The sequence below is a fragment of the Thermodesulfobacteriota bacterium genome (assembly GCA_040757775.1).
Classification (GTDB): Bacteria; Desulfobacterota; UBA8473; order UBA8473; family UBA8473; genus UBA8473.
The window spans coordinates 1-12,691 of the sequence record JBFLWQ010000008.1 but is presented as its reverse complement, the minus strand read 5'-3'; the positions used below and the strand labels follow the sequence as shown (position 1 = coordinate 12,691).

The window sequence follows — 12,691 nt, the reverse complement described above, 5'->3', positions numbered from 1 at the left end:
CCGTGTCGAGCACGGAATGACAGAATATAGAATAACGAAAGCGTATCTGAAGTCCAGCGAAGCTGGATTTGGGCGGGGTACCAAAGGCGCGTAGCCAGATAGATTCTATTATGAACCGTAGATTTTCCCATATAATCTTTCCCCCAACTCCATAATATCATTTTTTCTGACTACCACATCTATCCAATTTTTTGGAATATTCTCGTAGCCATAATATATGCCTGCCAATCCTCCAGCTACAGTTCCCGTTGTATCGGTATCACCACCGAGATTTACTGCAGTGAGAACAGTGTCTGTATAAGAATTATTATTGAGAAAACACCATAGACTTGCTTCTAGAGTATCCACCACATAACCACTGGATTTGATAGACTTTTCTGGCAATTCAAATATATCAGATTCTAAGATTCTCGCAAAATTAGTTAATTCTATGGAATATGGTGGTTTGGAATAATATTTTAAAACAACATCTTTCATGTTTTTGTATGCCAATTTGGGAGGGTTTCCCTTAAGAATATTGATCACGAGATGAATGTACATACCACATGCCATTTGAGAGCGTATGTGTCCGTGTGTTAAACAGGATACTTGATGAGTGATTACAAATTGCTGAGGGCTATCAGATTTTTCTAACTGAAATGCTAATGGCAAAATTCTCATCAACGACCCATTACCATTGCTAAATTCGTCATTTGGTCCTGCATCTAAAAGATTTATTCCCTTCTTTAAACGAGAAATAGCAATACGGGTAGTGCCTCCGATGTCAAAAGCTCTACCATACGGAGTCCAATAGCCTTCGTATAACCATCTAACAAATCTATCAGCAATATCTTGAATATCAAAACCATTACAAAGAGATTCGGCTAAACAAAAAGCAAGCGAACTGTCATCTGACCATGTTCCCGGCGGTTGATTGTGACTCCCGTAACCGACCATATCTGTAATGGGGTTTTTCTTTAGTTGGCTTCTGGACTTAAATTCCACTGGGACTCCAAGCGCATCACCAATGCATAACCCAAATAGGCCACCAAGCACCTTGTTTTTTCTCATAATATTCTCACCTATTGAAATCTATGGCTATCGGGTGCAGGCCAGAAGAAGTACGAAGCATTTCAAGAATGTCTTTTGCTTTTGGGGTGTTGTTATCTGCTGGTGCGGGCAGTAAGTTTTATGAAACATTCATGAGCTATTAGCTCACAAAGAATGATGAAAACCTGTTCCTGACAGGTTCAGGAATTGCAGTCAAGACAGCCGATCCGCTTCTGGCGGACTACTATGGATGGTGATCTTATAACCGACAGGTGTCCCACCTGTCAAATGGGGATTTTTTTAAGTGAAGATAAGAAAAATATCACATTTTTTATAAATAATTCCATTAATCAACACTAACTTCACGACACAATATTTCTTCTATTTCTTGAATCATCATGCGAAGTTGAGGGATGGAATTGCCGATGTTTGCTCCAGAGGAATTTTTCAGGGGGAACTAATCATCTTTTTTGTTACATATCCCATCAATCCCCCGCTCTGGACTAATTCCTGCATAAAAGGTGGAATGGATTCACAACTGAAGGTTTTATGCCTTGTATGATTTATAATCTGTCCCCTGTCGAGGTCTATCTCTACCTCATCTCCAACCTCGGTGGCATCAACGGCTTCGGGACATTCCATTATAGGAAGGGCCATGTTAAAAGAGTTTCGATAAAATATCCTGGCAAAACTCTTGGCAACCACGCAGGATACCCCTGCTGCTTTTATTGCAATAGGGGCGTGTTCTCTCGATGATCCACAACCGAAGTTTTTTCCCGCAAATATGATATCACCCTGTTTTACCCTTTCGGCAAAGGATGGATCAACATCTTCCATGCAGTGCCTTGCCAGTTCTTCCGGATCAGAGGTATTCAAATAACGGGCAGGTATAACAGCATCCGTGTCAATATCTGATCCAAATTTCCAGACCCTCCCCTTAAATCTCATCTATTTCTCCTGGGTTTTGGAGTTCTTCCGGGCTCCCTATTCTTCCAAGGACAGCTGATGCCGCTGCTATTGCTGGATTTGCCAGATAGACTTCACTCTCAGGGTCTCCCATTCTTCCCACAAAGTTTCTATTCGTTGTAGCCACTGCCCGCTCTCCCTTGGCAAGTACCCCCATATGGCCACCAAGACAGGGGCCGCAGGTTGGGGTGCTGATAGCGGCGTTGGCATCCAGAAAAATGTCAAAAAGCCCCTCTTTCATGCTCTGCCTGTAGACCCACTGAGTAGCCGGGATAATTATTAACCGGGTATAGGGGGCTGCCTTTCTGCCTTTTAAAATACGGGCTGCTATCCTCATATCTTCCAGCCTTCCATTGGTACATGATCCTATTACCACCTGGTCTATAGAAATATTTCCTGCTTCACTGACCCCTTTTACATTTTCAGGGAGGTGAGGAAAAGCAACCTGAGGCTCAATCCTTGAGACGTTGTATTCTCTTACATCACAGTACCTGGCATCATTATCACTTGAATAGAATTTATACCCTCTCTTTGCCCTACTACCCACATACTCTTCTGTTATTTTGTCCGGGACAATTATGCCACTCTTTCCCCCGGCCTCTATCGCCATATTGGCCATGGTAAACCTGTAGGCCATTGGGAGATTTTCTATAACATCCCCTGTAAATTCCATAGCCTTATAAAGGGCTCCGTCTACCCCAATATCCCCTATTGTATAGAGGATAAGATCCTTTCCACTCACCCACCTTTTTAGTTTTCCAGTATAGACAAACTTAATTGTTTCAGGAACCCTTAACCATGACTCCCCGGAAATCATAGCTGCTGCCAGGTCAGTACTGCCAACACCGGTAGAAAAAGCCCCCAGTGCACCATATGTACATGTATGACTGTCGGCACCTATCACCAGATCCCCCGGTAGTACTATCCCTTTCTCCGGGAGGAGGACATGCTCGATCCCCATCTCACCCACTTCATAGTAATGGATGATATTCTGTTCTTTAGCGAAATCCCGTATTAACTTGGCTTGATTGGCGGATTTAATGTCCTTATTCGGGGCGAAGTGATCTGAAAGCAGAACCAACTTTTCCCTGTCAAATACCTTTAATGCTCCTGCCTTTTTAAACTCTTTGATGGCAATGGGAGCAGTGATGTCATTGCCCAGGGCTATATCTACCCTTACATTGATTATCTGTCCCGCTTCAACCTCACGCTCTCCAGCATGATCAGCAAGTATTTTCTCTGTAATGGTCATTCCCATAAGTCTTTTTCTACCCTGGAAGTTCTGCCTGTCGGCAGACAAGAATTCAACTATCAGCCCTCAGCTTTCAGATACAGGGTGGGTTAACAGCACTAAATATATCAACCGCCTATTGGTAAGTTACGTAAACGAATTCTGTTTTGATCAAAAACAACAACACAACCCCTTTCCAAGCTTTCTGTTAAAGTTGATAGATTTGCTATCAGAACTTGTAACTGTTTTTCAGGTCGGCGGGTTGTCATGCCTCGGAATAAAATGAAAGATGGTTTACTCTCGGCACGGAGCGCAAGTAATGTTCCGAAATCGGTATCCGCTGAGACAATAACGCGATTTTCCCTAAGGGTACGTTCCAGAATTTCTGTATCCGATGCGCTTTGCATCCCATAATCACGCACATGAACGGTATCGTATCCCGACGATCTCAATCCGTCTGCAACCAGTGGAGACAAGGCATTATCTATCAGGAATTTCATGCCTGCATAACCAGTGGTAATTCACGTTCACGAAGCGCTTCCGCTGCATACCTCAGTGATTCAACGATATCACCCTTTTCAAGATCAGGATAGGCTGACAGGATCTCCATATCGTTCATCCCTTCCGCCACCATAGCAACAATCGTAGCCACAGGAATCCTCAAACCACGAATACAAGGCATCCCGTTCATCTGGTATGGATTAATAGTGATTCGTGAAAAGTTCATACATTTGCCTCCTTCAACCTGTTGCCCGGTCCTCAAACACAGTCAACTGAACTACAATTGCAGGTCTGACACCTTGTTGTTCGTATCCGCCAGAAGCAGGAATTTCAACGAGATAAATATCTCCGAAAATCACGATAAATTAGCCTCAAAATTACTTAGTGCTTCGTAGCTTAAAGTATCCCACTCGTCAAATTCTTTTTTGAGATAGAAATCAGCTTCCCGATGCATATTGATACTTTTTTTAAAGATACGTATCATGTTGAGAAGATTAAGAATCTGCTCATCAGGTATATTTTGCAACTCCTTGATAATCTCATCTTTGTACTTCATTTGCGTATGCATTTATTACTTCCATCACATTAATGACAATTGAGACTTCGCACAACCTGCCGAGAGCTTGAAGAAATCCCCTGAAGGCGAATCCGCTTATAGCGGATCAAAAAACCGTAAGTCGTGAATCGGCTTGCTGATGGCTGTCCGCTGATTGCTGGTTAGTTACTGTATTATAATGGGGTATTTCTTCCTGTACTCAAGTCTATTAAGGGCATTTACAAAGGCTTTAGCACTTGCCATAATGATGTCTGTATCTGCACCCTGCCCAGTTACCTGAATGCCATTCTCCTCTAATCTAACTGTAACTTCTCCCAGGGCATCAGTCCCTCCGGTGATGGAGTTTACGGAATATCGCACCAATTTGCTTTCTGTCCTTGTAATCTTTGAAATAGTTTTGAAAATGGCATCTACAGGACCTGTCCCGAATCCAGCCTCCTGTATAGTCTCCCCTCCCATCTCAATCTGAACTGTAGCCACTGGCACAGTGACACTCCCGCTGATTACATTCAGATATACTAATTTATAGGTGTCCGGAATTCTCAAGATTTCATCTATGATTATGGCTTCTATGTCCTCATCAAAAACCGTCTTCTTTTTATCGGCTAATTTCTTAAAGCGCTTAAATGCCAGATTAAGGTCTTTCTGCGATAATTCATACCCAATTTGTTTCAGCCTTTCACGGAATGCATGCCTCCCTGAATGCTTTCCAAGAACCAGAGTACTTTGAGATACACCTATAGATTCCGGGGTTATTATTTCGTAGGTTGTCTTCTCCTTAAGCATTCCGTCCTGATGTATTCCTGATTCGTGGGCAAAGGCATTACTGCCGACAATTGCTTTATTTGGTTGTACAGGTACGCCTGTAATATGAGTAAGCAACCTGCTTGTGTTGTATATATGGTCTGTGCGAATATTGGTATCACATTTGTGGAAGTCTTTCCTCGTTCTAAGGGCCATTACAATCTCCTCTAAAGAGGCATTTCCTGCCCTTTCGCCTATACCGTTTATAGCGCACTCAACCTTCCTCGCCCCATTTTTGATTGCAGCCAGACTATTTGCTACAGCCAGTCCCAGATCATTATGGCAATGGACACTTATTACAGCATTATCGATATTTGGCACACTTTTCCTTATATGCTTTATCAATGAACCAAACTCCTCCGGTATTGCATAGCCAACCGTGTCGGGAATATTGATAGTTGTTGCCCCTGCGTCTATAACGGCCTCGAATATCCTGCATAGGTAGTCTACATCACTTCGGGTAGCGTCTTCGGCAGAGAATTCAACATTTTGTGTGTACCCTTTGGCATGTTTTACAGCCTTCACTGCGGCTTCCAACACATCTTCTTTACTCTTCATTAATTTATATTTAAGGTGTATATCCGATGTAGCAATAACAATATGGATAAGGGGATTCTCTGCGTATTGTAATGCTTCCCATGCCCTATTAATATCTTCAATATCCGTACGGGCAAGGCCGGCAATCTGCGGTTTCCTGATGTTCTTAGCGATCTCTCTAACTGCTACAAAATCCCCTTCGGAGCTAATGGGAAACCCAGCCTCAATAATATCCACATTGAGCTTTTCCAGTTGCTCTGCCACTCTTAGCTTTTCAGCAACATTCATGCTGAAACCAGGCGACTGTTCGCCATCCCTCAATGTGGTATCGAATATCTTGATAATCTCTGTCACAATCTTTACCCCCATGATCTAAAGATCTGCACTCTCACTCTCACTCTCTTTTTCGCTCAACTTCTCAGTCGCCTTTCTTCTCTGGTAGAATATCATAGTTACAGGACCAGATAGAGCATAGGATAGAAAAAGGATGAACAGCATAATCTGTGGCTTGGCTACGACAAGCATAAGGACAAGAACTAAGGTTACTAAAAAACTGAAAGGCCTCCTCTTTAGTAAACCGAGTTCTTTAAAGCTGTTATACTTAATGCTGCTAACCATCAAAAATGAGAGCAGATAGATCATAACCAAAACAGTTATGTGTTTGGTATCTTCATCATAACCAAGATAATAAAAGAACAGCACTGTTGATGCTATAAGGCTTGCTGCTGCTGGTATGGGAAGCCCGTTAAATTTATCACTTTTAACATCAGTTATCTGAACATTGAATCTGGCCAGTCGAAGGGCACCACATGCTACGTAAAGAAAGGCTGCCAGCCAACCAAACCTTCCAAATGGTACTAATGCCCACGAAAAGACAAGCAACCCTGGTGCTATCCCGAATGCCACCAGATCTGCTAGAGAGTCATATTCGATACCAAATCTGCTTGTACTCCTGGTAAGTCTTGCAATTCTGCCGTCGAGCCCATCGAAGAGGAGCGAAACCAATATAGCACAGGCTGCATATTGAAACTTACCATCCAAAACCGAGACAATTGCATAAAACCCTGAGAGTAAACTCACAGTGGTAAAGAGATTCGGCAGCACATAGATGCCCCTTTTCATACTGTCTTTCTTTTCCTTTTTTCTTCTTTTCATGTCAAATACCCCAGTATTGTTTCTCCACCCTTAACCCGTTGGCCGATTTTGACATCGATTTTAGTCTCTGGAGGTAAAAAGATATCCACACGGGAACCAAAGCATATCAGACCAAATCTCTGCCCCCTTATTACTGCGTCTCCCTTTTTAATCCAGCAGATAATCCTCCTCGCAACCAATCCGGCAATCTGGATAAAAACTATCTTTTTATTATCCTCTGTTTCCAGGAGTAACGCATTCTGTTCATTTAAAAGAGATGCTTTATTAAAATTTGCTGAAAAGAACCTTCCTTTTCTGTAGAATACATCTGTTATTCTACCAGATGCTGGTACCCTGTTTATATGAACATTAAATATAGACATAAATATACTGATCTTAACTGTCTTTCCGCCCATGAATCGGTCTTCTAAGTATTCTCCTGCATAGATAACCTTACCATCAGCCGGAGCTACGACAGAGCCTTTGAAGTCTGGTATCCTTCTTTTTGGATTACGAAAGAAGTATAACAGAAATAGATCGATTAAGATTAGCAGGAGAGTAACGTAAACTGGGAGTAAGAATCCAAGAACTATTGTAAGTATGGAAAGAGGGATGACAAGTATAAGCCCCTCTTTGGCAACAGGAAATTCCGTAAACCGCAAGGTTAACCCTTCTTTCCAATCCAGCCCATCATGCTGCGGAGTTTCTTCCCGACTACTTCTATAAGGTGTTCACTGTCCTGTTTTTTCAAAGCGTTATAGACAGGCCGGTTTGCCTGGTTTTCCAGTATCCATTCCTTGGCAAACTTACCGCTTTGTACTTCTTCCAGAACCCTTTTCATCTCTTTTCTTGTCCCCTGATTGATTATCCTTCTTCCAACCATCAGGTCTCCGTATTCGGCAGTGTCGCTCACTGAGTACCTCATATAGCTGATCCCTCCTTCATAAAACAGGTCCACGATGAGTTTCAACTCGTGAAGACATTCAAAGTAGGCTATCTCGGGCTGATACCCAGCTTCGACCAGTGTATCGAACCCGGCCCTGACTAATTCTGAAACACCTCCACATAGGACACATTGCTCGCCAAAAAGGTCCGTTTCGGTCTCTTCTTTAAAGGTTGTTTCAATCACTCCTGCCCTGGTTGCTCCTATCCCTTTTGCGTAAGCCAAAGCGGTGTCTTTTGCCTTTCCGGTATAATCTTGAAAAATAGCCAACAAAGACGGAACCCCAGCACCTTTTTCGTATTCTCTTCTGACTAAGTGTCCGGGGCCTTTAGGCGCTATCATAATTACATCTATATTGTTGGGTGGAACAATCTGGCCAAAATGTATGTTGAATCCGTGAGAGAACACCAACGTCTTTCCTTTGGTTAAATTGGCTCTTACTTCATTTTGGTATAGTTTTGCCTGGACATCGTCCTGTGCCAGGATTTGTATCACATGAGCTTTAGCTGATGCGTCCGAGGCACTAACAGGCTTGAATCCATCCTCTATGGCTTTTTCATAGTTTGGTGTCCCTTTAAGTTCAGCAACTATTACGTCAATGCCACTGTCTCTCAGGTTTTGAGCCTGGGCATGACCCTGACTGCCATATCCAATAATAGCTATCTTTTTTTTCTTCAGGGTCTCTAACTTCGCATCTTTTTCATAATATATTTTTGCCATTACGCCTCCTTATTAAAATAGTTCTTCTAAAACATATTCAATAACACATTTAAATCCCCTTACTGCCCCGGGATATAGCTACTTTACCTGTCCGGACTACCTCTTTTATCCCCATAGGTTTAAGAAGATCTATTATTGCTTGAATCTTATTCTCATCTCCTGAGACTTCTATAGTGTATGACTTTGGAGTTACATCAACTATTTTCCCTCTAAAGATATCCGTAATCCTTAGAATTTCAGCCCTGGAAGATGATTCAGCCATAACCTTTATCAGTATCATTTCCCTGTCAATATAGTCATTCCCAAAGAAATCAACAACCTTGATTATGTCTACAAGTTTATTCAACTGTTTGGTTATCTGTTCTATAATCTGGTCATTGCCTCTGGTTACTATAGTCATCCTTGAAACAGACGGGTCAAGGGTCTCTCCAACGCAAAGGCTCTCTATATTAAATCCTCTGCCGCTGAAAAGACCTGCTACCCTTGCCAGAACACCAGGTTGATTCAAAACGAGGGCTGATATAGTATGTCTCATCTCCAAAACCTCCCTGTCTGTGTGCGCTGACGCACAGGCAGGCACATCAGACTAACAACATTTCCTTAAGAGGGGCACCCGCTGGGACCATAGGGTACACATCCTCTTCCCGCTCTACCACAAAGTCCATAATAACTGCCTTGGGGATTGACAGGGCCTTTTCGATTGTCGGTACAACTTCCTCCGGTTTTGTAGCCCTCAAACCCACAGCCCCATAAGCTTCAGCTAGTTTTACAAAATCAGGAGAGACTTCTAGACAGGTATTGGAGTATCTTTTATCGTAGAATAGCCCCTGCCATTGACGTGGCATTCCCAGGCAACGATTGTTTAAGACAGCAATCTTAACAGGCAGATTGTATTGAGCTACCGTGGCCAATTCCTGAATGTTCATCTGTATACTTCCGTCACCGGCTATATCTATAACTGTTTTTTCAGGGAATGCAATCTGCGCTCCTATCGCTGCAGGGAATCCATAACCCATGGTACCGAGGCCACCTGAGGTTAAGAGGGTTCGAGGTTTGGTGAAAAGGTAGTACTGGGCAGTCCACATCTGATGTTGCCCAACCTCGGTTGAGATTATTGCTTTTCCCCTTGTTAATTCATAAATCTTTTCCACCACATATTGAGGTTTTATAACATCCCTCTGTTCATATGTCATAGGATAGGTATTCTTCCACTCGTTTATCTGATCAAGCCATTCTCGACGGATGCTTGTCCAATCCTCTTTCTCCTCTTGAATCAACTTGTTGATCTTCTTTAAAACATCTTTTGCGTCCCCCACTATAGGGATATCTACTCTAATATTTTTACTGATAGATGTAGGGTCAATATCGATATGTATTATCTTTGCGTTGGGGGCAAACTCATCTGTTTTCCCGGTAACCCGATCGTCAAAACGTGCGCCAACGGCTATTAATAGATCACAGTTGGTAACGGCCATATTCGCCCTGTAGGTGCCATGCATTCCCAACATTCCCAATGAAAGTTCATCTACTCCGGGGAAACAGCCTAAACCCATTAAGGTGCTGGTAACAGGGATGGCGAGAGTCCTGGCAAATGCTGTTAACTCCTCAGAGGCATTGGAAGAGATTACTCCTCCACCTGCATAAATCAGAGGTCTATCAGCCTTTAATATCAATTTAAATGCCTTTTGAATCTGGCCACGATGCCCTCTGTAAGTAGGGTTATAACTCTGCATATTGAGACTTTCAGGATAATTGAACTCTGCTGAGTCGGCAATAACGTCTTTGGGTAGATCTACAAGTACAGGACCAGGTCTCCCTGTCCCTGCAATATAAAATGCCTCTTTAATTATTCTGGCTAATTCTTTTATATCTTTAACAAGATAGTTGTGTTTTGTACATGGCCTGGTAATTCCCATTATATCTGCTTCCTGAAATGCATCATTACCTATTAGTCCGGTAGACACCTGACCAGTTAAAATTACTACCGGGATAGAATCCATATAAGCTGTGGCAATTCCTGTAACCGTATTAGTTGCTCCAGGCCCGGATGTTACAAGACAAACACCGGTTTTACCCGAAGAACGGGCATATCCATCAGCCGCATGGACAGCTGCCTGTTCATGCCTTACCAATATATGCCTGATGGGGGAATTCAATAATTCATCATAGATGCCAAGTACTGCCCCCCCTGGAAAACCAAAGATGATGTCTACACCTTCTAAACAAAGGCTCTCTAATAGAATTTGGGCTCCTGTCTTCTTCACAATGCCCCCTGTTTTAAATGTAATTAACGATACTTACCAAGTTTCACAGTGGTCAGGGATCAGTTGTCAGATAGGAATTAAAGTTCCTTTACTGAATCCTGTTAACTGAACCCCGTAAACTGTTAACGATACTTTGATAGAATTTCTTCTATTTTATCTTTCCCCGCAAGTTTCAACTTTTGAATTCTCTTTCTTTCGATCTTTTCTTCCGGGGTAAGGTACGGTTTTTTATTATACTCCTCCAGTTTTTTTTCAAATTCAATATGCTCATCTACATAACCCTTTAACTCTTTATCTGTTTCTACCAATTTTTCTATTAATTTCGCATCCCTTTCCTCCATCAAACAACACCTCTCATTACTTTAGATGTTTATAATTCTCTAAAATAATTAGTTTTTCTTATCAGTAAAGCTGAACCTCCAAATTCGGCTGCGACTTGATTAATTATGTCAATAAGTTGTAATCGTAAAAATCAGTAAAATTTATAATATACTTGAATAGATTTGTCAATAAGCAATTAGTAAGCAATTGGTTTAATATGAGCAACCAAATGGGTATCATTGTTCTTTTTATCTTGATAGAGGAGGGATATCCTGATATGAATATATGATCTCAAGTTAAGAAAAAGGGTTCATCTCCCAAAGAGTTGGGAGATGAACCCAGCAAAGAAGATACCCTTCACCAATAGCAAAACAATGACAAAGGTTATTAAAGTTGACCCGATAGTCCCTGACCCATTAATTATTTCAGAATCTGCCTTGTTAATCAATAAAGAAGGCGTGATAGTCTTTCCCACGGAAACCCTTTATGGTATCGGGGTAAATGCCCTCAGCGAAAATGCGATCAGAAAGGTTTTCAATATAAAAGGTAGAAACTATGAAAACCCCATACCAATCCTGATTAATAAAAAAGAGACTTTACCTGAATTTGTATCTAACGTGCCTGAAAAGGCAGAGAACCTGATTAAAAAATTTTGGCCAGGGGGATTAACAATTATCTTCGAGGCATCTCACAAACTGCCCTCTCTGCTTACAGGCAATACAGGGAAGATAGGCATTAGAATATCAAACAACCCAATAGCACAGGAGTTAGTTAAACAAGCAGATGTCCCTGTAACAGCTACCAGTGCAAATATTTCCGGTCAAAAGGGCTGTACCACTGCCCTTGAAGTCTATGAAAGCCTAGGGAACAGGGTTGATTTGATACTCGATGGTGGAAAAACCAGGGGTTCCATTGGATCAACTGTAATAGATGCCACCTGCAAGCCTATTAAAATCATAAGAGAGGGTGTAGTAAGTTTAAGGGATTTAAAAAAATATCTTTGAGAATCAGCCGTTCAGCATTTGGCTTTCAGCAAGAGGGAGAAAAGAAATAAAAAAATCATAGCAGAATTAAAGACCTCCTCCAGATTTCCACATGCCACTGACTTCCTCAACTTTCTCCTATTCGCGGTTAAGAACTAAAAAAGTAACTATAGTACCTTTTGCCCAGACATATAACTAGAGCTTCGAAAAACTGCCAATAGTGTCATTCCGAACCCTTCACCTGTCATTCCGAACGAAGTGAGGAATCCTGTCTTTCTGCTCAGGATAAACTCAACGAGAAATCTGTCTCTTCGTTCAGGGCAGGCTCCGGGAGAAACCTTGAAAAGATTAAAACCATTAAGATTTCTCGTCGCTATTGCTCCTCGAAATGACAAAATTCAAAGGCCTCATAAAATCTAAATTGCATTACTATATTCCTATTATTTTTATAAATATAAAATATATCTATTGACATTTAGAAAATATTGGGTTATTTTATATAAAAAATTAATTCAGAGGATTTATGGAAAAAGAGACAAGACACGAACGTTTCAAAAGGGTAGCGTCAAAGAGGACTAATGATATCCTTGAAAAAATAAGGATACTCGGAAATTGCTCTAATAAAAGTTCTTATGAGTATACAGAGGAAGAGGTAAATAAGATTTTCTCAGAGATTGATAAGCAGCTGAAGTTGACGAAGGC

At 41.7% G+C, this 12,691-nt stretch carries 15 protein-coding genes; 1 reads left to right on the top strand and 14 read right to left on the bottom strand.

From position 1 onward, the window contains the following. Positions 1–108: 108 nt before the first annotated feature. The 14 genes from AB1401_06705 to AB1401_06640 all read right to left on the bottom strand — a co-directional run bounded on the left by AB1401_06705 (position 109) and on the right by AB1401_06640 (position 11,026). Positions 109–1,050 carry an ADP-ribosylglycohydrolase family protein gene (locus tag AB1401_06705; GenBank protein ID MEW6615134.1) on the bottom strand — a complete coding sequence of 314 codons (942 nt, stop codon included), beginning with the start codon at positions 1,048–1,050 and terminating at the stop codon, positions 109–111. 426 nt (positions 1,051–1,476) lie between these two features. Then, a complete protein-coding gene (locus tag AB1401_06700; protein MEW6615133.1) occupies positions 1,477–1,977 on the bottom strand; it encodes a 3-isopropylmalate dehydratase small subunit in 501 nt (166 codons plus the stop codon). Then, the gene (leuC, locus tag AB1401_06695) at positions 1,967–3,253 is read right to left on the bottom strand and encodes a 3-isopropylmalate dehydratase large subunit (protein MEW6615132.1); all 1,287 of its coding nucleotides are present in this window, start codon (positions 3,251–3,253) and stop codon (positions 1,967–1,969) included. Before leuC ends, AB1401_06700 begins: the two co-directional genes overlap by 11 nt. Before the next feature lie 101 nt (positions 3,254–3,354). Then, entirely contained in the window at positions 3,355–3,726 is a 372-nt protein-coding gene (locus AB1401_06690) for a DUF5615 family PIN-like protein (protein MEW6615131.1), read from the bottom strand. Further along, a complete protein-coding gene (locus tag AB1401_06685) occupies positions 3,723–3,953 on the bottom strand; it encodes a DUF433 domain-containing protein (protein MEW6615130.1) in 231 nt (76 codons plus the stop codon). The genes AB1401_06690 and AB1401_06685 overlap by 4 nt, the downstream gene beginning before the upstream one ends. A gap of 13 nt (positions 3,954–3,966) precedes the next feature. Continuing rightward, a complete protein-coding gene (locus tag AB1401_06680) occupies positions 3,967–4,086 on the bottom strand; it encodes a type II toxin-antitoxin system PemK/MazF family toxin (GenBank protein MEW6615129.1) in 120 nt (39 codons plus the stop codon). Continuing rightward, positions 4,083–4,295 (bottom strand): hypothetical protein, encoded by a 213-nt coding sequence (locus AB1401_06675; GenBank protein MEW6615128.1) that lies wholly within the window; start codon positions 4,293–4,295, stop codon positions 4,083–4,085. The genes AB1401_06680 and AB1401_06675 overlap by 4 nt, the downstream gene beginning before the upstream one ends. Positions 4,296–4,448: 153 nt before the next feature. Further along, complete coding sequence (locus AB1401_06670) at positions 4,449–5,978, bottom strand: 2-isopropylmalate synthase (protein ID MEW6615127.1); 1,530 nt, start codon at positions 5,976–5,978, stop codon at positions 4,449–4,451. An 18-nt stretch (positions 5,979–5,996) separates the two neighbouring features. Then, positions 5,997–6,779 (bottom strand): CDP-diacylglycerol--serine O-phosphatidyltransferase, encoded by a 783-nt coding sequence (gene pssA / locus AB1401_06665; GenBank protein MEW6615126.1) that lies wholly within the window; start codon positions 6,777–6,779, stop codon positions 5,997–5,999. Then, positions 6,776–7,420 carry a phosphatidylserine decarboxylase family protein gene (locus AB1401_06660; protein MEW6615125.1) on the bottom strand — a complete coding sequence of 215 codons (645 nt, stop codon included), beginning with the start codon at positions 7,418–7,420 and terminating at the stop codon, positions 6,776–6,778. The genes pssA and AB1401_06660 overlap by 4 nt, the downstream gene beginning before the upstream one ends. A gap of 2 nt (positions 7,421–7,422) precedes the next feature. Continuing rightward, positions 7,423–8,421 carry a ketol-acid reductoisomerase gene (ilvC, locus tag AB1401_06655; protein ID MEW6615124.1) on the bottom strand — a complete coding sequence of 333 codons (999 nt, stop codon included), beginning with the start codon at positions 8,419–8,421 and terminating at the stop codon, positions 7,423–7,425. Between the two features lie 49 nt (positions 8,422–8,470). Continuing rightward, positions 8,471–8,956 carry an acetolactate synthase small subunit gene (gene ilvN, locus AB1401_06650; protein MEW6615123.1) on the bottom strand — a complete coding sequence of 162 codons (486 nt, stop codon included), beginning with the start codon at positions 8,954–8,956 and terminating at the stop codon, positions 8,471–8,473. A 46-nt stretch (positions 8,957–9,002) separates the two neighbouring features. After that, a complete protein-coding gene (gene ilvB, locus AB1401_06645; protein MEW6615122.1) occupies positions 9,003–10,685 on the bottom strand; it encodes a biosynthetic-type acetolactate synthase large subunit in 1,683 nt (560 codons plus the stop codon). 122 nt (positions 10,686–10,807) lie between these two features. Then, positions 10,808–11,026, bottom strand: a complete 219-nt coding sequence (locus tag AB1401_06640) for a DUF465 domain-containing protein (protein ID MEW6615121.1) — start codon at positions 11,024–11,026, stop codon at positions 10,808–10,810. 312 nt (positions 11,027–11,338) lie between these two features. Between AB1401_06640 and AB1401_06635 the strand changes: the two genes are divergently transcribed. Next, entirely contained in the window at positions 11,339–12,010 is a 672-nt protein-coding gene (locus tag AB1401_06635) for an L-threonylcarbamoyladenylate synthase (GenBank protein ID MEW6615120.1), read from the top strand. The last annotated feature ends 681 nt before the right edge of the window (positions 12,011–12,691 follow it).

Coding starts and splice junctions, on each gene's coding strand:
- AB1401_06690 (MEW6615131.1), bottom strand. CDS start 3,726: ATGAAATTCCTGATAGATAATGCCTTGTCTCCACTGGTTGCAGACGGA.
- AB1401_06640 (MEW6615121.1), bottom strand. CDS start 11,026: ATGGAGGAAAGGGATGCGAAATTAATAGAAAAATTGGTAGAAACAGAT.
- AB1401_06635 (MEW6615120.1), top strand. CDS start 11,339: ATGAACCCAGCAAAGAAGATACCCTTCACCAATAGCAAAACAATGACA.
- AB1401_06685 (MEW6615130.1), bottom strand. CDS start 3,953: ATGAACTTTTCACGAATCACTATTAATCCATACCAGATGAACGGGATG.
- AB1401_06705 (MEW6615134.1), bottom strand. CDS start 1,050: ATGAGAAAAAACAAGGTGCTTGGTGGCCTATTTGGGTTATGCATTGGT.
- AB1401_06700 (MEW6615133.1), bottom strand. CDS start 1,977: ATGAGATTTAAGGGGAGGGTCTGGAAATTTGGATCAGATATTGACACG.
- ilvN (MEW6615123.1), bottom strand. CDS start 8,956: ATGAGACATACTATATCAGCCCTCGTTTTGAATCAACCTGGTGTTCTG.
- ilvC (MEW6615124.1), bottom strand. CDS start 8,421: ATGGCAAAAATATATTATGAAAAAGATGCGAAGTTAGAGACCCTGAAG.
- AB1401_06675 (MEW6615128.1), bottom strand. CDS start 4,295: ATGCATACGCAAATGAAGTACAAAGATGAGATTATCAAGGAGTTGCAA.
- leuC (MEW6615132.1), bottom strand. CDS start 3,253: ATGGGAATGACCATTACAGAGAAAATACTTGCTGATCATGCTGGAGAG.
- pssA (MEW6615126.1), bottom strand. CDS start 6,779: ATGAAAAGAAGAAAAAAGGAAAAGAAAGACAGTATGAAAAGGGGCATC.